Origin of the sequence: Pseudomonas sp. BRM28 (genome assembly GCF_002939405.1) — a bacterium.
Taxonomy (GTDB): Bacteria; Pseudomonadota; Gammaproteobacteria; order Pseudomonadales; family Pseudomonadaceae; genus Aquipseudomonas; species Aquipseudomonas palmensis.
The window spans coordinates 3,679,457-3,702,849 of record NZ_PEFV01000001.1 but is presented as its reverse complement, the minus strand read 5'-3'; the positions used below and the strand labels follow the sequence as shown (position 1 = coordinate 3,702,849).

The window sequence follows — 23,393 nt, the reverse complement described above, 5'->3', positions numbered from 1 at the left end:
CCTCGGAATCGCTGCGGGCTGTCTGCTACATTCGCAGAAATCTCGTTGATACCAGGAGCTCACATGTCGACGAAAAGCAGGGCCATGCTCGCGGCTTTAGCGCTTTTTGCGGCTTCTACGTCAGGTTGTGTGACCGCCGATGAAGTGTTCGCCGAGTGCGACGGGCGCCAGATGTACAACTACGTCGATGTGGCGCTTCGGGCCGGTGGGGGAGTGGTGAACGTCGCGAATGACCCAGCCTACGGCGGAGGGTCGGTGTCGATAGCGCTCAAGTCGCAGAACATGCGGACCTACAATGCCATGATCGCCGATATCCGCGAGCACGACCTGAGCTTGTCGCGCAGCGGATGCAAGTCACTCACCAATGGGCCAACGAAGGGGATGATGTCGACCCTCCGGCAGGTCGATGCCAAGATAAAAGCCTTGGTGAACAGCCAGTACAGCGAAAAGGGAATCCTAACCGAAGGTTTCGGCGAGACCAGATAGGAGCCCTATCACAACAGAATCGACCCGCTCCGGCGGGTTTTTTATTGCCCGCAGCAAAATGGAGAGCCTGAATGCTTGAGTCTGAAGGCCGCGCAAAGCAGGCAAAGCTGATCCGCGATGCATTCCGCGAGGTCATGAAGGGGGTGTGTACCTCCATACCAGGGCATGTACTGACGTTCGATCCTTTGACCCAGCTCGCCCAAGTCCAGGTTGGCGTTGCCCGGGTGGACATCAACGGCGCCGAGTTCAAGGTCCCGCCGATCATCGAGGTGCCCGTCTACTTCCCGGGCGGTGATTTCTGTGTCGAGTACCAGATCGACACAGAGTGTGAGGGCGACATTTTGTTCTCGCAGCGCTGCATTGATGGCTGGATCCAGAGCGGCGGCATCGCTGCCAACCCCATTGGTCGATTCCACAACATGCAGGACGCCATGTTCCTGCCCGGGTTCCGGTCACAGCCCAATGTGCTACCTGAGTTCCAAAACAACGGTGTACGCCTGCGCAACCGGGCCGGCACGCAATTCGTCTGGCTGAAGAACGACAACAGCATCTCCATGGACAACGGGGTCGCCAGATTCAGCGTGCTGGCCAACGGCACAACCCTCATGCAGAACGGCGCGGGCATGTTTCAGCTGCTGGCTGACGGGTCGTTTCTGATCAATGGCCTGACCATCACGCCAGAAGGTGACGTCGTCACGGCTGACGGCATATCGCTGAACACGCATAGGACCACGGGCGTAACGCGTGGCAACCAGATTTCGGATGGGCCAATCATATGACCGTTCGCAGACTCGACGACAACGGCGACATCGTGACACGCGGCCAGCAGTTCATCACTGGCCAGTCCGAAGTAGCGCAGACGGTGCTAACCAGGCTTCGGCTGTTCCTGGGTGAGTACTTCCGCGACATCACCGACGGCACACCCTGGTACGAGCAGATCCTTGGCAAGTTCACCAGCCTGTCGGCGGCCGAGGCTGCGCTGAGGGCGCGTATTGCCAATACGCCTGGCGTGATCCGCCTCACCAGCTTCTCCGCCGACTTCGATATCACCACCCGCCGCTACAGCGTGACCGCTGGAATACTCACTGAGTTCGGCACGGACGAGGTAACACTGAATGGCTAGCCTGACTTCAACTGGCTACGTGCTACAGACGCAGAACGAGTGGTTCGCCCAGGAACGTCAGTTCTACGTGGATATCGATCCGCTCTGGAACCTCGATCCATCCACGCCCGACGGCCTGAAAATGGCGCATGACGCCGAGATCTTCTATGCCCTGGACGAAACACTGCAGCGTGCGTACAACTCCAAAGACCCGAACAAGGCCAAGGGCAACGACCTCGACATTATTTGCTCGCTGACCGGCACCATCCGCTCCAGTGGGTCGCGCTCGAGTGTAGAGCTGACGCTTACGGCGACTCCGGGTACCGTGATTTTGAAGGGGAACCGGTTCGAGTCGGTTGTCACCGGCAGTCGCTGGTCGACAGATCAAACCGTCACGGCAGATGGCTCGGGGTCAGCCACGGTCAATGCGACCTGCACCGTCGTGGGCCCAACCCAGGCAGACGCAGACACCATTACCCGTATCGTGGACGTGGTGGCTGGCATGGCATCGGTGAACAACGCCGCCCCCGCAACCCCCGGCACTGACGCTCAGCGGGATGAACAGCTCCGCGTTACGCGCGCAACGGCAGTCGGCCGGCCTGGCAACAACCAGATCGACTCGATGATTGGCGAGCTGTTCGGGGTCTCCGGGGTTCGGCGCGTCAAGGTCTACGAGAACGACACCAACAGCGGCGCGGTGTCGGTGGACAACCCGCACGGCCTGCCGGCGCACTCCATAGCGGCAGTGATCGACGGCGGGACCGACACCGATGTGGCCATGGCCATCTACCTCAAGAAGAACCCAGGCGCCTTGCTGTACCAGGCCGGGACGCCATTTGAGGTCGAAGTCACGTCGCCCAAATACCCGACCAACAAGAAGCTGATCCGCGCCAGCCGGCCCATCTACGTCGACATGGTCCCAGTAATCCACGTCGTCAACGACGGATCGCTCCCGCCGAACGCTGACCAGCTGATCAAGGAGGCGATCATGGAGTATGCCGCTGGCGACCTGATCCCTGCAGACGTCGGGTTCAAGATCGATGGCTTCGATATCGGCGAGATTGTCCCGTTCAGCACCATCTTCACGCCGGTCAACAAGGTCATCGGCTCCTACGGTGACAGTTATGTCGACCTGCCTTCGTCCAGCCTCAACGGCGGCCAGGCAAACGTCGCCATCTCCTACAACCAGATGTCCCGGTGGACGGAGAGCAACATCACCGTAGTGATCACGTGATGAACATCCCAGACCGCATCTACGCGCAGTACCGCGACAAGCCTAAGGCCGTGGATTGGTACGCCATAGCCAGGAAGCTGGGCGGTAGCCTTGAGGACGCCGCCGAGGCCGTCCGCAAGAGCTACGACATCGACAATGTGCTTGGTGAGCAACTGAACGTCATTGGCAGGATCGTCGTGGCACCGCGCAGCTTCGTGGGCTCGATGCCCATGAACCCTGGCCTGTTCGATCTAACTGACGGCGATGAATTCGGCGACGACGAAGCCATGTTCAGCGCACTGACGATTGATCAGGACGGGCAACTCTCCGACGAACTCTACCGGCTGGTCATCAAGGCCAAGATCGTTAAGAACAACGGAGACGCCACGATCGAGAACATCCTCGACGGCATGAACTTCCTGCTTCCCAAGGCTGATGTCTTGCGCGTGACTGACGGCGAGGACATGTCGTTCAGCATCGAGTTTTACGGGCAAATCACAAACCTTGAACGATTTGCTCTGCTGAACGCCGGTCTAGTGCCAAAGCCGCAGGCGGTGAGATTTAACGGATTCCTTGAGGGATTCGATATGGTCGAATTCGACGATGTAGATGCCGAATTCGGTGATGAAGACGCAGAATTTGCAGGCTATATAGGGGCGTAACATGGCACTTAAGCTTAACGAGCGGTACCCAGGTCGTTTCAATAATCCAACCGATGAATACCCGCAGGGGTCATTCAAAAATAGGACTGCTCCCGGCGCGAAGGACGGATCTTACCTCGAGCAGGACTGGGCAAACGACAAGGAAGGGTTTTTCCAATCACTTTTATCAAGTGCCGCGATAGTTGCCAACGACTTGGTCGATAAGGTCGGCTCATCGCAATACTTTAATGCGATGATGAAGATACTTGGTACTTCGAACTACGCAGAGGGGACGGGGGCTGCGAACGCCTACGCTGCCGCTTACGTGCCCGCAGTTGGCGCTGTATCTGACGGTTTGGTCCTTCGGTTTCGTGCGCTTGCAGCGAACACTGGAGCTAGCACCTTTTCGCCAAATGGATTGCCCGCAGCCCCATTGCTCAGTCTTGGTCAAATAGCGCTGGGCGGTGGCGAGATACTTGCCGGCAGTGTGTGCACGGTGGTTTACTCTTCAATAATCGGATCGTGGGTGCTCACAAGCTCTACTGGCGTCGGTGCAGCAACTCAGTTGCAGGTTGATACTGGTACAAATGATTCTGTTTTTGTTACGCCTAAAAAACTTCGGTACGGGGTCGATATTCTTCTAGCTGCAAGCGGATATATTCAAGTCCCTAGCTGGCTAGGGGGCTGGATGATACAGTGGTCGAACGCCGGATCCCAGAATGGAATATCCGGTAACGGAGGCCAAGCAACAAAAAACGGAGTTTGGCTAAAAGCGTTTGCAAACAATCCATACATTCCGTTTTCAATAGCCACTGGAAGCACCACTGCTGATACCGGAGTAATTGCAACGCCCACTCAGTTTACTAAAACCGGCTTTACAGTGCTGCTGTTTAATACCGCATCGACAGAGAAAAACATTCTCAGCGTGATAGGCGTGGCAATTGGGAGATAAGCATGGCAATTTTTTACCACGATAGCCCCCCTGGTTTTTTCGACTCTTCTACTGTCGCCCCTCCGCCGGGGTCTGTAGAAATATCGGTTGCCGATAGATCGGGAATGCATGCATCCATCTCGGAAGGATATTCATACCTGATTGATAAAGGAATCGTAGTTAGGCAAGAGAAGCCAGCACAATCAATAGAACAACTGTCTGATCTTGAACGGATATGGCGAAAAGGCGAAATTTCTTCAACCGACTGGGTCGTCATTCGGCACAGAGATGAGATAGATTGGGGTATTGAAACGACTATTGGCGCCGAAAAACTTTTAGAGCTTTTAGAATACCGTCAGCAGCTCAGAGACTGGCCTGAACATAGTCATTTTCCTGATGCTTTGCATAGGCCGCAACCACGCGACTGGATGTCCGAGGTTAAAGGCTAGTCCAAACAAGGGCGAGCGCAAGTTCGCAACTTATAAATATCGGGCTTATCGCAGGTTCAGGGACCTCCAAGGTTGTTCGCCAGGTGTGTGTTGTCTAACAATTTGCACCATGCAAGCATGTTACTTTAATGGCATTATGGACATTGCAGTTGGAATCGTGGATGGCCTTCCGTCACAACTGCCAGTGTCTCTCCTGTCCCTGGACCGATCAAGATATGGGCGCTCTACCGAATCGGAACGACAACGTACAAAATGGCCCTATATTCTGCGATAACACTCTGAAGAACTTGACCGCTGACGATCGTGCGATAGCTACTAAAAAGTGTTAGCATCCACGACCTTAACGGTTGGGGGTCAGAATGGCGATTCCGTACAGACGAGAGATAGACGGGCTACGCGCCCTCGCAGTGATTCCGGTGATCCTTTTCCATGCTGGTATACCTGGATTCAGCGGTGGATTCATTGGGGTTGATGTTTTCTTTGTGATAAGTGGGTTCCTAATTACCTCAATCCTCATATCTGAGAATGAGCAAAAAAAATTCTCTGTCTTAAATTTCTATGAGAGGAGAGCAAGGAGGATTCTTCCTGCGCTGTTCTTAGTGATGATGGTGAGCGTGGCTATAGCTTGGTTCACCACAACACCAAAGGACATGAAAGACTTCTCATTGAGTCTCGCGTCTGTTCCTTTGTTTTCTTCAAACTTTCTTTTTTGGAGTTTGAGCGGGTATTTTGATACTTCGTCAGAGCTCAAACCTATGCTCCATACTTGGAGTTTGGCCGTTGAGGAGCAGTATTACATAATATTCCCTATCGTCCTGCTTTCAATGTGGCGATTTGGGAGGGGTGCGATTGTTGCGTTGCTCATATGCATTGGCATTTCCAGTTTTTCGTATTCCCAGTTTTGGCTAAAAGACAGCCCTGATGCAATTTTTTATCTTCTCCATGCGCGGTGCTGGGAGCTAATTGTCGGCGCTCTCGTCGCTTTTTATTGCTATTACCAGCGGCATAATATTTCTTCAGGAGTTTTCGGTCAGCTTTTGGGTATGATTGGTTTGGTTATGGTGGGACTCTCCGTTTTTCGATTTGATGAGAAAACCCCTTTCCCGGGCGCATATGCTTTAATTCCTGTCATCGGTTCTGTTTTGATAATAGTGTTCGCTGACTCGAAGACGCTGGTCGGCAGGATACTTAGCTTGAAGCCTGTAGTGTTTGTTGGGCTTATCAGCTATAGCGCGTATCTTTGGCATCAACCCCTTTTTGCATTCGCACGTCTAGGGGAAACTGAAAAGCTAGGGATTGATAAAGTAGCTTTCTTGATAGGCCTCACGCTTGCTCTCGCGTACATCAGCTGGAGGTATGTGGAGGCTCCATTTCGGAGCAAAGATAAGATATCAAGGCGAAAAATATTCGCCTATAGCGCTGCGGGATCTGTTGCGTTTTTGGCCATAGGCCTTACTGGATACCACACCAACGGGTTTGAGAATAGATTGACTGACGAGCAGGCAATTCTGCTTTCATTTGAACGGCAGGACATGGGTAAATACTCAAGGCTCAAGAAGTGCTTCCTTGATCAAGGCCAGGATCCTGAATCGTTTAGCAAGGAGTGCTATGGTTCCGCGCACGGAGGAATTGTAATATGGGGGGATTCGCACGCGGCGGCTCTTTCCTATGGGCTCATCAAGCAAGAAAAGAATGTCACTCAGCTAACCGCTGGCAGTTGCCCTCCTTTGAAGGATGTCACGATTGAGTGGAGGCCTAAGTGCCGATCGGTAAATGACTTTGCGATAAACAAGATAGTCGAGATGAAGCCCAGCGTGCTGGTGATGCATGCCAACTGGGATACATATCATTGGCAAAATCCTGTAGAAGAAATCGCTAAAACTGTTGCTTATATCCACGAAAAAACACCGGGGACGCGCGTTGTTGTTGTTGGGCTGGTTCCTAAGTGGCCGGTGGCACTGCCAACATACATGTTCAAAAAAGGTGTGCATTTAGACAAAGAGCACTATATGAAAACCAGTCTGTATGGAGTTATTGAGGACTGGGATAAGAGGATAGGATCGGCCTCTGGAAAATCTGGATATCAGTATTTTTCCGTATTTAAAGAGCTCTGCCGCGAAGGAGAATGCAAGGCGTCGCTCGATGTCGATGGTGAAATTGTTCCAACCGCGTGGGACTACGGCCACTACACAAGAGGCGGCTCAATAGCGGTAGCAAGGAAGCTGGTTGACGCCATACATTCAGGACACTGACAGCAGATTCCACTGATCAGGCCCGATTTTTGCGGGCTTTTTCATTATAGGGTTGTAAGCAATGCCGATCACCGAGCAGCAGCTGCTGCAGGTTCTCCCTAATGCCCGCCAGCGCGGGCTTTTTTTCGCCTGGAGAAAACCCATGACCGCCCGCGGCGTACGCAACAATAACCCCGGAAACATCGACTACAACCCCCGCAACGCCTGGCTGGGCCAACTTGGCCTGGAGCTTGGCGTGTCGAAGCCACGGTTCGCCCGGTTCGACACAGTAGAGAACGGCATCCGCGCCTTGGGCAAGCTGCTGCTCAACTACCGAGGCAAGGACGGCATCCCCGGCGTCGGCAAGCCCGGCATCGATACGCCCCTGGAGTTCATCAGCCGCTGGGCGCCCAGCAACGAGAACAACACCCAGGCATACGCAGAAGCGATCGCCAAGCGCCTGGGCGTCGGCCTGCGCGACTCGATCAACATTGCGGACCCCAAGACCATGCGCGAGACCGTGCTGGGCATCATCGTGCACGAGAACGGCGGCAATCCGTATTCGGCGTCGGTGATCGACGAGGGCGTGCGCAGGGCGCTGGCGTGAACGGCTGGGCCTGGCGCGCTACGGCCTTGCTGCTGTTGCTGGCGTCGTACTGGTGCGCCTATGAGCACGGGCGCACGACGATGAATAACGAGTGGCAGGGCAGGTGGGCCGCGCGCGATGCTGGCGACAAGCAGGCCTGGGCCCTGGCTGAGCAGGTGGCCAGAAAAGAAGAGCTTCGCCGGCAGGCGGTGGTGGATGAGGAGGAGAGCAATGCGAGGAAACAGCTTGAACTGGCGGCGGATCGCGCTGCTGCTGCCGAGTCTGCTGCTGGTGGGCTGCGCGGGGAAATCAGCCGGCTGCGCGCCGGACATTCAGCCACCTGCAATGCCATCGCTGCCCAGCAGCGCCAAGCAGGAGCCACTGCCGTCGTGGTGCTCGGGGGATTGCTTGAAGACGCTGACCGAATGGCGGGCAGCTGCTCAGCAGCGCTTGAGCGAAGTCGAATAGCTGGGCTGGCGTGCGAGGCGGTGGTCGATGGTATTCGTCGAAAGGGTGAGTAGCTATATAAAGGAACGGAAACGGTCGGCAGAACGCCGGATGCGGACCGGAGCCCGTGGGGAGATTTTCGGGGGATGGTGAAAATTGGTGTTGCACAGTGCGGCACCGTTTGCAGCGAGCGCCCGCTCAAGGCCTTGATCCGTAAGGCTTTAGGTGTATCCTGCACGCATGGGGTGCAAGGGGTCGAGTGTTCGAATCACTCCGTCCCGACCATATATTCAGTGAATAAGGCCATTTCCGAAAGGGATGGCTTTTTTCATGTGCGTGATTTTTATGTAGATTCTTAGGTTTCTACGTTTTCTGAAATAGCCAACCTACCTCTGCGCCGCAGTCAATCACTCTCTTTTGGAAATTGCCGACTTTGTAATTAGTTGCTTTTTGAGTGTGGCTAGGGCGCAGCGAATTACTTTAGCCGCATAGGTCTTTTCGTAAGGGCAAGCTTCGAGAATAAATCGGCAAGCGTTATCGAAAATAGCACCGTTACAAGTAAGGGCGTGAAGGCGAGCCGAAAAAGTGCCATAGTAATTTCAGGAGTAAAGCAATTCGGTTTTTTTAATTTTCGCTGCTAACTCTAGATTCTTCCTCTCTCCATTTGCGCCTGAGTGAATTTCTCGATGGCAATTCGGGCATATCGCTGCGACAAACTGAGGATGGTCTAAGCCACCATCTGAAACTCGATTAATATGATGCGGTTCCAGATAAGGTTGCCCATCAACTTTTAGAAAGGGGGCCGTAGTACTACAGTTCCTTCGGCGTTGCTTTCGTCACTGTCAGACCTTTCCTGCGAAAATGTAGGAAAAGCATGGTGCTGCAATATCTTGATTAATTTCAAGTGGCCATCATGAAATGCTTATCAACTTACGGGTCCATTTTCAGCTTCGTGACTATATTGATTTTGGGGGATTTTTCATGTGTTCCTTAGTCCTCGTAGCCCCTTTCCCAATCATCTTTCGGCTGAACACCAGCCATTGCGCAATTCCTGTGAGAGCTCTAGTCTCAGCCGAGCCCTTGCTCCTAGAGCGCGTGAAGCGTTTATGGCGGCTGTACGTGGGGCACACTCGTGTGCGCCGAGTTCTAGAGTCCTCGGTCTGTCAACCCGCGTACCGCCACCACCTACTTGATCGACTGCTGGTATGTGTTAACTCCCCGATTGGTCCAATGTTGTCCGTCTGATGTTCCCTCAGTCGATACTTCGCCCGAATGCGCGTACATTGCGTTTTTGCCCGATCGGTCTAACGCAGGAAGCGAGTAGGTGCGCAAACTTTTAGCGGCAATTGTGCTCAGTTTTTCCGCCATCCCATCCGCACAAGCCGGGGATGGCCGCGCCGTAGAACCCACGTTCCTTGGAGTAATCGTTACGTCTTCTCTGGCCGTGACGCTGTTTCCCGTGACCCTGACCGAGGACGCGGAAGCCAGCAGCCGAAATAGCAGCAAAAACCAGGATAAAAAAATCGTGGACGCCCGTAATGATGCTGCTGCCTACGTGGCTAGCGACGGCACCATTCTGGGCGTAGAGCTACAAGCCGCCTTCATAGCACTGCAGCCCACGCGCACGATTACCATTGAGGACGAGATGCGGCTGGCGAAGGCGATCTTGGCTTATCAGCCAGCGAACTAGAGCTCTGGCTGAATCGCTGTTCTCACGCAAATTTACAATCCGTCACATCCGAACCTCAAGTTTCCAACTTTCCTGTAGTCACTTTCCGAATCGCAGTTTGGCTGCACGCTCGTCATGGCGCCGCGTCCGTCGCTCTACTACGCTCCCTTCGTCGTAGCCAATTAAGCGCGCGTTTTTGCCAAATCGTCTCCGACGTCTAGCGTAGGTGCATCTTTATGGTGGCTGTACGTGGGGCACATCAACGTGCGCCGAGTTTCAATGCTCTCGGTCTGTCAACCCAAGTACAGCTGCCACCTTACTGTCTGAGTAGCCTTCTGATACAAGACTAAACGTGCAGTTTCTCCGAAAATTTCAGACATTCCTTATTCCGTGTAGTCCATTTCCCATTCATACTTCCGCCGCTTTCCAGCCATTGCGGGCGCCTTCATACCGCTCTAGTCTCCCCACGTCGTTGTCAATCCAACGACCGGTTTTGACAGATCGATATCAAGCAATCCGCATGTGCTCGCTTTATGGCGGCTGTACGTGGGGCACACTCGTGTGCGCCGGGTTCCTTGCTTTCTCGGTCTGTCAACCCGCGTATAGCTGCCACCTTCTTGTTTGACAGCAGGGTGTTTGGCGGCTCCATAAAGCAAGGAGATCGTCATGCTCAAGATCGTCCCAGACCCACCCCACCACGCCACCCAAACACTCGAAGACATCCTCATCCAACTCTCCGAATACCTGCTCTGCGCACAGACCGTGTCGCAGCACGCGGTGCTACTTCATTCCCAAGCCCCCCAGCAGATGCTCAGCCTGGCGGCCGTGCATGAGATAGAGCACGCGCGGGGGTTGGTGGAGGTGGCGTTGAGCCGGGTTCAGGCTGTTCACTGATGGGGTAGTAGGGGGCTTGGGTGCTATGCGACCGTGTTGCGGTCGTTCGCGGGTCAAGCCCGCTCCTACAGGGTTTTGTGGTGTGCACTCGGCTACGGCGGTGTCTGCATTCGCTGGCAAGGCCAGCTCCTACAAGGTTATGCGGCGCCTGTAGAGCCCCCACACCTCCTGAAATTGGCAACGCTGCAGGAGCATTTTGGATGGACAAGGATTCGATTGCACCCGCCACAAACGCGGTCAAAACCATCGGCGTCGGCACCTTCGGCGAAGGCGAAGCAGCCTCCAACGCCGACCGGCTGTTCCGCGTGCAACCCGGTCACAATGCGCAGTTCGCGCTGGAACAAGCCGCCGCGCTGATGAGCTGCGTGTACAAGCTCACCCTGCAAGCCGGCACCCAGCAGGACGCCTCGCTGATCTGGGCCGCGCACTGCCTCAGCGGCATGTCAAAAGCCCTGGTCGAGGACGTGGCTCACGCCATGCTCACCGACTAGTCACCCCGCACAGCAGCGGGCGAAGGGCGCCGATGCTGCCCCTCGGCCGCGGCAAGGCCGTCACCGATCACCCGCACCCGCGCCATCACCACCTGCGGCTGCTGCATCACCGCAAAGTGCCCGCCCTCGATCATGCGCAAGCTGAAACCACCCTCGGTCACGCGCTGCCAACAACCCAGCGATTCAAAGCGCACCTGCTCGTCACCCATACCGCCAAACGCATCCACCGGGATGTCCAGGCCGCGCACATGCGTGTGGCGATACCCCAGAATCAACTCCAGGTCGGCCTGCAGTATCGGCACCGCCAGGTCCATCATCGCCTGGTTCGCCAGCACCTCCCGTGGCGTGCCGGCAAGGTTCGCCAGGTAATCGCGCAAGGCCTGGTCATTGAGTGCTGGCAGGCCAGCGCACACGGGCAGCCAGTCCGGGCTCTGGCGAGAAGACACCAGCAGGTGCACGGGCTTGCGCACCCCCTGCGCCAGCAACACCCGCGCAGTCTCGTAGGCGAGCAGGGCGCCCAGGCTGTGCCCGAACAGCACCAGCGGCTTGTCGGGCAACGCCTGGCACTGCTCGGCAAACGCCGCGGCCACCTCCGTTACCGAGCGGGCGAACGGCTCGCGCAAGCGCCGGCTGCGCCCCGGCAGTTCCACAGCGTACAACTCGCATACCCCAGCCGCCGCCTGCTTCCACGCAAAGAAGCTCTGCGCGCTGCCGCCTGCGCAGTGAAAGCAGACCAGGCTGACCGGCGCTTCGGCGTCTGCCAGCCACTGCACCAGCGGCTCAGCGGGTTTCATCGAACAGGTCCAGCTCGCTCGTCAGGTACAGCTGGCGCATCTTCGCGCGCTGGATCTTGCCGCTGGTGGTCTTGTGCATGCTGGTGGGCTGCACGAACACGATGCGGTTGAGGGTGATGCCGTGCTGGTCCACCACTGCGCTGCGCACCACCGCCTTGAGCTGACGCGGGTTGTCCTGCAGCCAGCGCTTGATCTCGCGGTTCAGTTCGATGGCCGCCACCAGGGTCTGGCGCTGCTGCTCGTTGTCGTGGCTGAATACCGCGCAACTCTGCGGGCGCACCTCGTCCAGGGCTTCGATCACGGTGTACTCGATGTCTTCGGGGTGCAGGTTGCGGCCCTCGCAGATGATCAGGTCCTTGAGCCGGCCACACACGTACAGCTGGCGGTCGTCGGGGCCGACAAAACCCAGGTCGCCGGTGCGCAGGTAATCCAGGGGGCTGCCGTCGTCGATCCGCGCTTTGAAACCCGCCTCGGTCGCCGCCGGGTTCTGCCAGTAGCCCTGTGCAATGCTCGGCCCGCGTAGCCAGATTTCGCCGATGTGCCCAGGCGCGCAGCGTTGTCGGCTGGCCGGGTCGACGATTGCTATTTCCACCTCCCACGAAGGCTCGCCACACCCCACCAGCTCCTGCGGTGCCCCTGCATCCACGGGCACCACCACCGAGCATACCGGCCGCCCCTGCGGCCCGCCGCTCACGAACAGCGTTGCCTCCGCCAGCCCATAGCACGGCACAAACGCGCTGGCCCTGAAGCCATGCTCCGCATACTGCTGCGCAAAGCGCGCAAGGCTTGCCGGGCGAACCACGTCGGCGCCGTTGAGGGCGTGGGTCCAGTGGGACAGGTCCAGGCCCTGCAGGCGTTCGGCGTCGTAACGCTCCACCGCCAGGTTGTAGGCAAAGTTCGGCCCCCCGGCCAACCGCGCCTTGTACCGCGCAATGGCCTGCAACCAGATCAGCGGCTGACGCACGAAGGTCGCCGGCGCCATGATCACCGTGTGGTTGCCCAGCACGATGGGCAGCAGCTGCCCGAGTATCAGGCCCATGTCATGGTGGTGCGGCTGCCAGGTGACGAAGTCGCTGGTGTGGTCCAGCGCCCAGCTGTCGCGCATCATGCGCAGGTTGGCAGTGATGTTGGCGTGGCTCACCCTCACGCCCTTGGGCGCCGAGGTGGAACCGGAGGTGTACTGCAAGAAGGCGACGCGCTGTGGGTCACGCTCCGCAGGCCGGGCGAACGCCAGCGGTGCGTCGCAATCGTCGGTAGGGCTCAGCATCGCCAGCGCCGCCGCCGGGGTGCCGGCAAATGCCTGCTGCAGCATTGCCTGTTCGCTTGCGGCCACCAGCAGCAGGCGGCTGCCGCTGTCATGCAGAATGCTCAGGCAACGCTCCACCCGGCGCCGGTTCGGCAGGTTGACGGGGACGGCGATGCGGTCGGCGATCAGGCAGGCCAGAAAGCTTGCGATAAAGTCCAGGCCCTGCGGGAAGAACAGCGCCACGCGATCACCCGGCTCACTCACGGCCTGCAACTGGCGGGCGATGGCGTTGGCCCGCCCCAGCAACTGCTGGTAGCTGACCTGCTGCTGTTCTTCCCCCTGGTCGTCGAGCAGGGTGAACAGCACCTTGTGCGGGTGCACCCAGGCGCGCAGCGCCAGGCTATCGTGTACCGCCAGCAGGCCGGTGGCACTGGCCAGTTCCTGTGGGCTCAGGCAGCTCTTGTCAAACATGCGCGGCCTCCCCACGGGCGGCAATCGCCGCGATGGCGAGGGCCAATTCGGCGATGGTCGGGTGCTCGAACACCAGGGTCGGCGACAGGCGCAAGCCAAACTGCTGCTCCAGGCTGCCGATCAGTTTCATGCCCGCCAGCGAGCCGAGCCCGAACGCACCCAGGGGCGTATCCAGGTCGATGTCTTCGGGCGGCAGGTCCATTTCACAGCAGATGAATTCGCTGATGCGCGTTTGCAGCGTCTCGACCAGGGTCATGGCGTTGTCCTTGAAGGGCAGAGGGGAGGGCAGAGCAGGTTGAGCAATTGCTCCGTGGTCATGGGAATGGGCAGCTCGGGCCGGCAGCACTGGCGCCAGCGATTGAACAGCCACAGCGAGGCATCGCCCGGCTGTTGCCATTGGTTGAGGCCGGCGAGCATGTGGGCCTGCAGTGCGCGGCGTGCGCAGGTGGCTTGGGTCGCGGGGTTGGCAGCGTCGCCAAGGCGGTCGCGCAGCGCGGCCTGATCGCCGCCGCTGTCGCTGAGGTAGAAGGCCTGCAACGCCTCGGCCTGTTCGTTGCGCAACCTGTCGAGCACATAGCCGGGCGTGCGGCTGGCGAACTCGGGGTAGCGCCAGTCCGTCAACGGGCGATGCTCGGCCTGTGTCATGCCGGCAAGCTGCTGCTGACGCTCGACGGGCAGGCCGGCCTCGCTGCCCAGCAGAAACACGCTGCCGCACACCACGAAATCCACCCCCATATCGAACATCGCCTGGGCGCTGGCAGGGCTGCCGATCAGGCCGCTGGCGCCGATCTTCGGCCCGCAAGGCTTGCGCCGGGCCAGCGCTGCCAGCAGCAGGGGCAGGTGTGTATCGGCAGCAATCACCAGCGCATCGGCGTCAGCCTCCAGCTCATCGATGCACTCGACCCGCACCTGCCAACGCACCCCGGGGCAGCGCTCACGCAGGGGCTGCCAGTGGGCCGGCACCTCGATGCAGGCCAGTGTCTGGCCCGCCAGCCAATCAATCAGTGCCGGATCAGCGCGGCCATACAGGCGGATACCGAAACGGCCGCCCACCTGCGGCTCGGCACTCAGGCGCAGCACACGGGCCTTCAACTGTTTCTTGTCCAGGCCGTGACTGTCGATCAGCCCCATGGCCCCGTGGCGTGCCAGTTCGCTCAGCAGCGCGGGGGCGTCAGGCGCAATCACCAGCACAGGGCGCGCAGGGGCATTCGACCGCTCAACGGCAGGCTGCTCACGAATAGCCTTGAGCATCCCGCCCAGAATCGCAGGCTGGCCGATCTCGATAAAATCCTCGACGCCCTCGGCCAGCATCCGCTCGACCACCTGCTGCCATTGCACCGGGTGGGTCAGATGTGTGGACAGTGCCTCCACCAGCCCGTCGCGGGTATGCGGGCGCGCGTGCACGTTGGCGATCACCGGGAATGCCGGTTCGCGAAACGCTCCGCTCATGCGATGCAGAAAGTCCCGAAACGGTTGCTCCACAGCGGCCATGTGCGCGGTATGAAAGGGCCCGCTCACCTTCAGCGCAATGGCCCGAATCCCCCGCGCTGTGCAGTGCTCCAGCAACTGTTCAAGGGCTGCCAGCGTGCCCCCTACGATGATCTGTGTGGGGCTGTTGATATTGGCGATGGCCAGGCCTGCATCCGGCCGTTCGTCCAGCAGTGCCTGCACCCGCTGTCGATCGTGGCCCAGCACCGCCACCAGCCCGCCGCCCTGCACCTGGGCCATCAACCGCGCCCGCTCGATGACGATGCGCAGGCCCAGGCTGAAGTCCAGCGCGCCGGCAGCGGTCAGCGCCGCGTACTCACCCACGCTGTGCCCGGCCGCAACGCTGGCAACGACGCCATCCTCACGTGCCGCCAGGTAGCCAAGCCACGACACCACATAGATGGCCGGCTGGGTGAAGGTGGTGAGGTTCAACTGCTGCTCGGGGTCTTCCAGGCACAGACGCTCGATCGAGTAACCCAGCACCGCATCGGCTTCGGCCACCAGCGCGGGAAAACGCGCGAACAACGCCGCGCCCATGCCCTTGCGCTGGCTGCCCTGGCCCTGGAACAACCACGCCTTCATGCGCTCACCTGCTGGCGCACAAGGTCGAAGGCGCGCATCTGCATGCCCGCCAGGCGCAGTGCGCAGCGGCCATCGGCCGTGCACAGGGCCACATCGAAGGTCATGCCCTGGCGCTCGACACTCAGCTGCCGCGCGTCTCGCAACGCCTGGGGATCAAGCGTCAGCGTGCGAACGCGATAGGGCAGGCTGGTGCCCGCCGCTGTGCTCAGGTGGGTCAACAGCGCAGCCCACAGCCGGTAGCCGTCCAGGCCCTGAGGCAGTGTCGCCTGCACACCCTCTGCCGTGACGGGCAACGCCTGCAATACCGGCGCGGCAGCAACCGCAGCCGCGGTCTCGACCTGCAGCAGCACCTGCCCGTTCACACTCACCTGCCAATGCCGTGGGGCGCGGGTAAAGTGCAGCGTGTCGCTTGCCGCAAGGGCAACCGGCGGGCCAAAACACACATCGTGCCAGTGCAGCACGCTGCTTGGCTGGGCCACATGGTCCACCAGGGCGGCCAGCGCCATGCATGAACCCGGCAGCGCCGCGCCAGGCGCCCAGCAGTCGAGCCACGCCTGTGCCGGCGTGGCCGGCGCAGGTGCTGCGACGGCTGCGCTGTACCACACCCGATCCAGCCGCCAAGGGTAGGCCGGCAAGGGATACTTGTGTGGCCGCGGTTCGTCGCCATACAGCGTGGCCCAGCCCGGGCTCGGCACTTTGCCGGCCACCCAATGCGCAGCCCAGTGCTCGAGCAGTGCACGGTCGGCCCGGCCACTGCCTGCCTCCGGCGCCGGTTTGGCGGTCAGCCCATCAGCGCTGTGCCACCGGGTATCCGAGGGGCAATCAGACGACCCCAGATACGCCCGCAGCTGTTCGAACAACGCCTCGCGACTATCGACCACCACCGCCAGCCGCCGCACCATCGCATCGCGCCCCTCCTGCAGGCTGCGGGCGATGGCTGCAAGGCTGGCCGACAGGCCGCCCGGCAACGCATTCAAGCTCTCCAGCCGTGCCGCCTCTGCAGGCTGCACCGCCGCTTCGCCCACCAGCCGCTCCACCACCTCTTCAAGGCTTACCGCACCGCGCCATGCATCGATGGGTACGTCCAGTTGCAGGGCGTCCAGCGCCTGCTCCAGGCAACCTACAAAATCCTCGGCGTCCACCTTCAGCTCGGCAAGCCGGGTGGCCACACCGTTGCCTGGCATCAGCCCCAGCAGGTCGCGCAGACGTTCGTCCAGCGCCTGGCGCAGCGCGCCGCCGGCATCGGGCAAGGGCTCGCCAAAGGCCGCCAGCAACTGCCGCGCACGGGCGCGCAGGCCGTCTTCATCCTTGGCCGACAGCAGCACCAGATACGGCTGGCCGTCGGGCACGCCAGGGCTGTCGCTCCCCCTGTCGGCAGCCTTGAGCACCACATGCGCATTCACCCCGCCAAACCCGAACGCACTCACCCCGGCCAGCAGCGGTGCATCCTGTTCGCCCATGGAATGCGTGGCATCGGGCAGATAGAACGGGCTGCCCGCCAGCTCGATCTGCGGGTTGAGCTCGTCATGGTGCAGGTTGCCCACCACCTGGCGATGCTGCAGGCACAGCAGGCTCTTGATCACCGAGGCAATCCCGGCCGCGGCTTCCAGGTGGCCGATCTGGCTCTTGAGCGCGCCCAGGGCGATGGGCGTGCCGGCCTCGGTCGTGGGCAGGGCGTTTTTCAGCGCGTTGATTTCAATCGGGTCACCCAGCGGCGTGCCGGTGCCGTGGGTCTCGATCATCCGCGCCTGGCTGGGGCAATGGCCGCTCTGCTGCCAGGCCCGGGTGATCACCTCGGTCTGCGCCTTGGGGTTGGGCGCGGTAAAACTGTGGGCACGGCCGCCGTGGTTCTGCGCGCTGGCGCACACCTGGCCGTAGATGAAGTCGCCGTTGGCCTGGGCTGCCGCCAGCGGCGCAAGCACCAGCGCGGCCACCCCTTCGCCGCGCACATAGCCGTCGGCGCTGGCGGCGAAGGTCTGGCAATGTCCGGCATGGCTGAGCATGCCGGCCTTGCCGAAGGCGATGAACAGCTCCGGCCCCAGCAGCAGGTTGACCCCGCCCACGATCGCCAGCTCGCATTCACCGTCCTGCAGTGCCTGCCGGGCACGGTGCAGTGCCACCAGCGAGCTGGAGCAGGCGGTGTCGATGGCCTCGCTGGGGCCGTGCAGGTCCAGGCAGTACGACACCCGGTTGGCGATGGCTGTCAGCGCAATGCCGGTGCCGCGCCAGGCATCACTGGGCACGCCGTCGCGGCGCATCAGCGTGGGGTAGTCGGCATGGCCCACGCCCACGAACACCCCCACCCGCCGTTTGGCCAGCTGGCCCGGCGCGTAGCCGGCATCTTCCAGCGCCGCCCAGGCCGCCTGCAAGAACAGCCGTTGCTGCGGGTCCATGCCTTGCGCTTCGCGGGGCAGAATGCCGAAGAAGCGCCCGTCGAAGCGGTCGACCCAGGGCATGAAGCCGCCGCGCTGGCAGTAGGTGGTCTCTTCCCCGGGGTTCAGCGTGCTGTCGTGGTCGCGCCAGTTCCAGCGCTCGGCCGGCACCTGGCCGACCGCATCGCGGCCTTCGCGCAACAGCTGCCAGAACGCGCGCAGGTCTGGCGCCCCCGGCAGGCGAGCGCTCATGCCGACCACGGCGACCGGCGTCACGACGGGCATGAGACCGGCTCCCGCTCTTGGACGTGGTGTGCGGCGCTGCTGGCGTCATAGGTGTGGGCGATGCTCAGCAACGGGCTCTGGCGATTGCCGGCCTGGGCCCGCTCGCGACCCTGGCGCAGCTCCTTGGCCAGGTAGTGCAGGTAGGTGGGGCCGTGCATCTCGTAGTTGTTGCGTGGGGTGGCCAGAAACTCGCGCTCGATCACCTTGCGCTCGGCGGCAATGTGCGCGCGCTCGGCCTCGGCCCCGGGGCGCTGGTACGCACCGGCAAAGTAGTCGGCGGCCACCTCGGCCTGGCGCTCCATCATGTCCAGAAAGCCCCAGGTCACGGCCTGGAACACGCCGATGAAGGCAAGGTTCGGCACCTCGGGCAAAAAGATCCGCTGGTACAGCGGAATGCGGTTTTCCTCGATCTGCAACAGGCTCTGGGGCAAGAACGGGAAGTCGGTGTGATAGCCCGTGGCGTAGATCACCGCGTCCACTTCCAGGCTGCTGCCATCCACGAAGTGCACGGTGTTGCCGTCGATGCGCTGCACCTGCGGCACCACCTTGAGCTTGCCGTCGCCCACGCGGTTGGCGAAGTTCTCCGACAGCGTCGGCAGGCTCGACATCATCAGGTGGTCGGGCTTGGGCATGCCCAGTTGCTTGCGCTTGGCGATCAGCAGCTTGTACAGGCCGGTGAACATCAGCCCGGTCAGCGGGTAGGGCAGAAGCTTCTTCACCCACCAGTCGTTGAGTGGGCCCATCACCTTGTCCACGCGAATGCCGAACAGGTAGTGCGGCAGAACGTACACCCCACGGCGCAGCGACAGGTAGGTCATGCGTGCATCGTGGCTCACGTCCACGGCAATCTGCGCGCCGCTGTTGCCCACGCCCACCACCATCACGGTCTTGTCCTGGTAGGGGTGGCGATAGCGGTAGTGCTTGGAGTGGATGCTGTCGATCCGGGCAGTGGCTGCGTAGTCCGGCAGGTTAGGCGTGTTGTGGTGCCCGTTGGCGACCACCAGCGCGTCGTAGTGGCGTACTTCGCCCGAGCCCAGGGTCACCCGCCAGGTGCCGTCGGCCAGGCGCTCGGTGTGCTGCACCGGGCACTCCAGGTGAATGCTGTCGCGCAGCGCGAAGTGCTCGACGAAGCTGTCCAGGTACGCATGTACCTGGCGGTGCGAGGGGAAGTCCGGGTAATGCGACGGCATGGGGAAGTCGCTGAACTGGTACAGGCCCTTGGGCGTGTTCATGTTCATGCTGTGCCACACCGAGGTGTGCTCGCCCGTGTGGTCGAAGGCCCAGATACCGCCGATGCGGTCGCGCTTGTCGAAGCAGTCGAAGGCGATGTGCTTGCGCTTGAGCGCGCGGGCCATCGACAGGCCGCCGACCCCGGCGCCGACGATGCACACCCTGGGGCCTGGCCCGGTCAGCGGGCGAATGGCGGCCACACCCGGTGCGGCGTGGCTTGGCGAGTTGACGCGAGTGTGCTCAGTCACAGGTTGGGTCCTTTTTTTTTAGGGTGGGTGAGGCTCGACAGAAACTGCGCAGTGCGCGTATCGCCCAGGTGCCGGTTGTGTTCGGCGCAGTCCTGCAGCACGCCGTCCACGCCCCGGGCCAGGGCCCGGCGCAGGTTGGCGACCATCAGGTCGATGCTGTCGCGGTCGATGTTCAGCGGCGGCAGGTAGCGCAGGCAGTGGTTGTGGATCGGGCACACGGCTGCCGCCACCCCGCCTTCGGGGTCGCGCAGCAGGCTGCCCCACAGCAGGTAGCCGAAGCTGCGCTCGACAAACGCCGGGGTGCCGGCCAGCTCCAGCTCCACCGTCAGCAGCAGGCCCTCGGCGCGCACCGCGCGAATCAGCGGGAACGCCCGTTGCAGCTCCAGCAGGCGCTGGTGGAAGTACTCCCCCTGCGTTCGCGCATGGGCCAGCGCACCCTCGCGCTCCAGTGCCTGCAGGCAGTTCAGCGCCAGGTGCGCGCTCAGCTGGCTGATGCCGCGCCCCTGCAGGTCGGCCACGCGCTGCGGTTGTCGCTGGGCGCCAGCGTGGGTCACGGCCTCGCTGCACAGCACCACGCCCATCGGCAGCAGGCTGTCGCACAGCGCGCTGCCCAGTGCCACGATATCCGGCTGCGGCACCTGTGCCTGGCTGTGCAGAAAGCGCCCGGTCATCAGGTTGGTCTGGGTTTCGTCGATGCCCACCAGGTAACCGCCGGCGTCGCGATGGCGCTCGATCATCGCGATCAGGTGGGGCGGTACCGGGCGCGAGGCATTGGCATCGACCTGGATCGTCTCGAACCACACCAGGGCGATTTCGCCGCTCAGCAGGTGGCCCTGCAACTGCGCCTCGGCGTCTTCGGCCAGCGGGTCGATGAACACTGTATGCGCATGCAGTGGCTCGAACGGCGCGCGGAAGATATCGAAGCCCAGCGTGTGCGAGGCCGCGGCGCTGAGCATCGAGAACCCCAGCCCGCCGCTGAAACACAGCAGTTTGTGACGCTCGCCCCTGGCCGCCAGCAGGCCGAGGGTCAGCGCGGCCTCCACGGCGGTGACGTTGCTGGAGGCCGGCAGCGCCATCGGCAGGCCGGTGTTGTGCTGCAGCAGGCCTTGCAGCTCGCCCCAGTAGTCACGCCGGGTGTCGTGCTGGCGCGCGACCTGCTCGATCACATCCAACGGGTTGAGGCCGCGCGGGCAGGTGCCCACGTTGACGAAGCAGTCGATGATTTCCCGCGAGGGTTCGCCATCGTGCATCAGCCGTGAGCGCACCCCGCGAGCCTCGTGGAAGCGCCCATCGAAGCCGTGCATGCGGGCGATCTTCGCGTAACCGCGGTTGCCGTAGCACAGGTGCGCCTGGTAGGTCGCTTCGCTGCTGCTGGCGATGCGGCGCAGTTCGCGTTGTTCATCCACGCTCAGCCCGGCGGCGAACTGCGCCATCAGGTGTTCGAAGGCCAGCTTGAACGGCAGGCCGAAGTTGCTCATCACATGGCGCACATAGCTTTCGTTGGGCGTCATCAGCCACGGGTTCTTCACCCGTTCATGTACCAGGCAGGCGCCCAGCGGCGCCTGGAACCCGCTTAGGCCCTCGCCCAGCACGATCAGGTCGGGGCTTTCGCACAACGCCAGTAACGGCCAGTGCCCGGCCTGCCGGGCAGGCTCCACCACCAGGCTGAGAATGCCGCTGCCGGCCAGCTCGCGCAGCCAGGCATCGCAGGCCTCGGCGTTGGCGTCGGCGGCCTGGATGCAGGCCACCGCCGCCAGTTGCTCGGGCCCATGCTGGCGCTGGTAGGCCAGCGCCTGGGCAAGGCTCGCCACCACCCGGATGCCGGGTACCAGCGCACTGGCATCGGCGCGCTGCAGCGGGTTGAAGTAGCGCGCCCAGTAGCCGCTGTCGTCGATCAGCAGCAGTTCGCCCTGGCCGTCGGGGGTGCGGTTGCGTGCATGGTGGCGGGCCAGGCGCAGGGCCGCATCCAAGGCTTCCTCCAGCGAAGTCATGAAGTAGCTGCGGTAATCGGCAGGCTCGCGCTTGCCGCGCTTGGCCAGGTGATTGAGCAGCAGGGCGGTCTGCGCGGCGGGCGCCGACAGGATCGCGCAGTGGCCCTGTTCGCCCTGGCGCACGTAGTCTTCCAGCGTCTGCAGGGTGTGCGCGGTGGCCGGCTGAAACACCGGGGGCACGGGGTGCCGGGCCGGGCCTTCGGGGGTTGGCAGGTTGTGCAGGAACTCCAGCAGCAACTGGTTGTAGCGTTGGTGATGGGTAAAGCCCAGCAGGTGCCCGGCGCCCTGCACCTCGATCAGTTCGGCATGCGGCACGGCGTTGGCGATCAGCGCCGAATAGGCCGGCGGCTGATAGGCATCGTCGCTGGCGCAGATGATCCTGCACGGGCAGTGCAGGTTGCCCAACTGCGGGCGCAGGTCGAAGTCGCCGATCACCTGCTGGTAGGCCGGCAGCGCTGCCATGTTCCAGCCGCGGTTGAGGGTCATGAAGCGCGGGCTTTTCTGCAGCTCGCCCATCAGTACCGGGAAGTTCGACGCGCCTTCGCTGAACGGCGAACTGACGCTGATGCACAGCCCTGCGCAGCGGTGCGGGTGGGCCAGGGCAAAGGCCTGGGCCAGCACGCCGCCGAACGAATAGCCGATCACCGGCAGCGGCTGGTCGATACCCAGCTGATCCAGCAGCACCACGATATCGGCCACCAGGTGCGCAATGTCGAACGCAGGCGGCAGCTCGGCCTCGCCGCAGCCGGGCAGGTGCAGCATGATCAACCGGTGCCCGCGCCCCAGCGCCTGCAGTTGCAGGCGCCACATCACGTCGTACTGCATCACCAGCCCGCCCAGCATCAGCACCGGCGTGCCGCTGCCATAGGTCGCGCATTCCAGGCGCGGCGCGCCGGGTCGGTGGATCTGCACCCGCGTGGCCTGCTGGCACAGGCTGAACTGTTCGTCGAGCAGGGCCTGGCTGGGCTCGTACTCGTTGCTCACTCGCGTGCCCTGGACCACCGCCGGGGCAGCGGGGGCGAGGTGCTCATAGCGTTGCCACAGCGCCTCGATGCTCAAGGGGCCTTGCGTAGCGGGTGTGGCCACTGCGCCGGCAGCCACGGGCGCAACCACCTGCGCCATCGGTGGCGCCGCAGCCACAACCGGTGCGGGGGCGGGCAAGGGCGCACTGTCGCCGTAATGCTCGAGCAACTGCCCGTGATGGTTGGCCAGCAGGTAGCCGCAGAAACTCTGCAGGTTCTGGAATTCGAAGAACACCGTCGGTGGCACGCTGATGCCGAAGCGCTGGGTGAACAGCGTGCCGATTTCGGTGGAGGCGATGGAGTCCAGGCCGTAGTCCATCAATGCGCGTGTTGGCGAAAAGTCCGCCGGGTCTATCTTCAGCACGCCCAGCAGCAGATCGCGCAGGTCCTCCAGCAGGCGCTGCTCCAGCGGCGGCGCGGCGCCGGCATCCAGGCTGTCGAGCAGCAGCAGCGCCTGGCGCGCACTCAGCGCGCCGGCATCCGGGTCGCCCGTCAGGGGCAGGTGGGTCGGTTGGTTCATGGTC

The 23,393-nt window shown here is 61.7% G+C and carries 21 protein-coding genes; 13 read left to right on the top strand and 8 right to left on the bottom strand.

What is annotated here, in order from left to right; all coding sequences use genetic code 11:
* Window positions 1-63 precede the first annotated feature (63 nt).
* From CR917_RS17335 to CR917_RS17300, 10 genes are all read left to right on the top strand, one after another.
* Window positions 64-486, top strand: a complete 423-nt coding sequence (locus CR917_RS17335) for a hypothetical protein (RefSeq protein WP_104572687.1) — start codon at window positions 64-66, stop codon at window positions 484-486.
* 71 nt (window positions 487-557) lie between these two features.
* Window positions 558-1,265: a Gp138 family membrane-puncturing spike protein gene (locus tag CR917_RS17330; protein ID WP_104572686.1), complete on the top strand. Its 708-nt coding sequence runs from the start codon at window positions 558-560 to the stop codon at window positions 1,263-1,265.
* Window positions 1,262-1,609, top strand: coding sequence for a hypothetical protein (locus tag CR917_RS17325; RefSeq protein WP_104572685.1), 348 nt, complete (start codon window positions 1,262-1,264; stop codon window positions 1,607-1,609). Before CR917_RS17330 ends, CR917_RS17325 begins: the two co-directional genes overlap by 4 nt.
* Window positions 1,602-2,822, top strand: a complete 1,221-nt coding sequence (locus CR917_RS17320; RefSeq protein ID WP_104572684.1) for a baseplate J/gp47 family protein — start codon at window positions 1,602-1,604, stop codon at window positions 2,820-2,822. The genes CR917_RS17325 and CR917_RS17320 overlap by 8 nt, the downstream gene beginning before the upstream one ends.
* On the top strand, window positions 2,822-3,463 hold the full coding sequence (locus CR917_RS17315; protein ID WP_104572683.1) for a DUF2612 domain-containing protein: 642 nt from the start codon (window positions 2,822-2,824) through the stop codon (window positions 3,461-3,463). The genes CR917_RS17320 and CR917_RS17315 overlap by 1 nt, the downstream gene beginning before the upstream one ends.
* A gap of 1 nt (window position 3,464) precedes the next feature.
* Window positions 3,465-4,394: a hypothetical protein gene (locus CR917_RS27135; RefSeq protein ID WP_146095023.1), complete on the top strand. Its 930-nt coding sequence runs from the start codon at window positions 3,465-3,467 to the stop codon at window positions 4,392-4,394.
* A gap of 2 nt (window positions 4,395-4,396) precedes the next feature.
* The gene (locus CR917_RS27130) at window positions 4,397-4,822 is read left to right on the top strand and encodes a phage tail assembly chaperone (RefSeq protein ID WP_146095022.1); all 426 of its coding nucleotides are present in this window, start codon (window positions 4,397-4,399) and stop codon (window positions 4,820-4,822) included.
* A 359-nt stretch (window positions 4,823-5,181) separates the two neighbouring features.
* On the top strand, window positions 5,182-7,074 hold the full coding sequence (locus CR917_RS17310) for an acyltransferase family protein (protein ID WP_104572682.1): 1,893 nt from the start codon (window positions 5,182-5,184) through the stop codon (window positions 7,072-7,074).
* Window positions 7,075-7,216: 142 nt separating this feature from the next.
* Window positions 7,217-7,660 carry a structural protein P5 gene (locus CR917_RS17305; protein ID WP_104572681.1) on the top strand — a complete coding sequence of 148 codons (444 nt, stop codon included), beginning with the start codon at window positions 7,217-7,219 and terminating at the stop codon, window positions 7,658-7,660.
* Entirely contained in the window at window positions 7,657-8,160 is a 504-nt protein-coding gene (locus CR917_RS17300) for a DUF2514 family protein (RefSeq protein WP_104572680.1), read from the top strand. Before CR917_RS17305 ends, CR917_RS17300 begins: the two co-directional genes overlap by 4 nt.
* A 525-nt stretch (window positions 8,161-8,685) precedes the next feature.
* Here the strand turns inward: CR917_RS17300 and CR917_RS17295 are convergent.
* The gene (locus CR917_RS17295) at window positions 8,686-8,856 is read right to left on the bottom strand and encodes an HNH endonuclease signature motif containing protein (RefSeq protein WP_104573187.1); all 171 of its coding nucleotides are present in this window, start codon (window positions 8,854-8,856) and stop codon (window positions 8,686-8,688) included.
* Between the two features lie 554 nt (window positions 8,857-9,410).
* Here CR917_RS17295 and CR917_RS17290 point away from each other — a divergent pair.
* From CR917_RS17290 to CR917_RS17280, 3 genes are all read left to right on the top strand, one after another.
* Complete coding sequence (locus CR917_RS17290) at window positions 9,411-9,776, top strand: DUF2388 domain-containing protein (RefSeq protein WP_104572679.1); 366 nt, start codon at window positions 9,411-9,413, stop codon at window positions 9,774-9,776.
* Between the two features lie 645 nt (window positions 9,777-10,421).
* Entirely contained in the window at window positions 10,422-10,649 is a 228-nt protein-coding gene (locus tag CR917_RS17285) for a hypothetical protein (RefSeq protein ID WP_104572678.1), read from the top strand.
* Between the two features lie 200 nt (window positions 10,650-10,849).
* A complete protein-coding gene (locus CR917_RS17280) occupies window positions 10,850-11,140 on the top strand; it encodes a DUF3077 domain-containing protein (protein ID WP_052504224.1) in 291 nt (96 codons plus the stop codon).
* Here CR917_RS17280 and CR917_RS17275 read toward each other — a convergent pair.
* Genes CR917_RS17275 through CR917_RS17245 form a run of 7 tightly spaced genes read right to left on the bottom strand, consistent with a single transcriptional unit; the run spans window position 11,137 to window position 23,389 of the window.
* Window positions 11,137-11,934: a thioesterase II family protein gene (locus tag CR917_RS17275; protein ID WP_104572677.1), complete on the bottom strand. Its 798-nt coding sequence runs from the start codon at window positions 11,932-11,934 to the stop codon at window positions 11,137-11,139. The genes CR917_RS17280 and CR917_RS17275 overlap by 4 nt on opposite strands.
* Window positions 11,921-13,651: a fatty acyl-AMP ligase gene (locus CR917_RS17270; protein WP_104572676.1), complete on the bottom strand. Its 1,731-nt coding sequence runs from the start codon at window positions 13,649-13,651 to the stop codon at window positions 11,921-11,923. The genes CR917_RS17275 and CR917_RS17270 overlap by 14 nt, the downstream gene beginning before the upstream one ends.
* On the bottom strand, window positions 13,644-13,907 hold the full coding sequence (locus CR917_RS17265) for an acyl carrier protein (RefSeq protein WP_043860793.1): 264 nt from the start codon (window positions 13,905-13,907) through the stop codon (window positions 13,644-13,646). The genes CR917_RS17270 and CR917_RS17265 overlap by 8 nt, the downstream gene beginning before the upstream one ends.
* Window positions 13,904-15,721, bottom strand: a complete 1,818-nt coding sequence (gene fabD / locus CR917_RS17260; protein ID WP_104572675.1) for an ACP S-malonyltransferase — start codon at window positions 15,719-15,721, stop codon at window positions 13,904-13,906. The genes CR917_RS17265 and fabD overlap by 4 nt, the downstream gene beginning before the upstream one ends.
* Complete coding sequence (locus CR917_RS17255; protein ID WP_104572674.1) at window positions 15,718-18,378, bottom strand: beta-ketoacyl synthase N-terminal-like domain-containing protein; 2,661 nt, start codon at window positions 18,376-18,378, stop codon at window positions 15,718-15,720. Before CR917_RS17255 ends, fabD begins: the two co-directional genes overlap by 4 nt.
* Complete coding sequence (locus tag CR917_RS17250; protein WP_078481915.1) at window positions 18,366-19,856, bottom strand: NAD(P)/FAD-dependent oxidoreductase; 1,491 nt, start codon at window positions 19,854-19,856, stop codon at window positions 18,366-18,368. Before CR917_RS17250 ends, CR917_RS17255 begins: the two co-directional genes overlap by 13 nt.
* Window positions 19,853-23,389 (bottom strand): alpha/beta fold hydrolase, encoded by a 3,537-nt coding sequence (locus CR917_RS17245; RefSeq protein ID WP_104572673.1) that lies wholly within the window; start codon window positions 23,387-23,389, stop codon window positions 19,853-19,855. Before CR917_RS17245 ends, CR917_RS17250 begins: the two co-directional genes overlap by 4 nt.
* Between the last annotated feature and the right edge of the window lie 4 nt (window positions 23,390-23,393).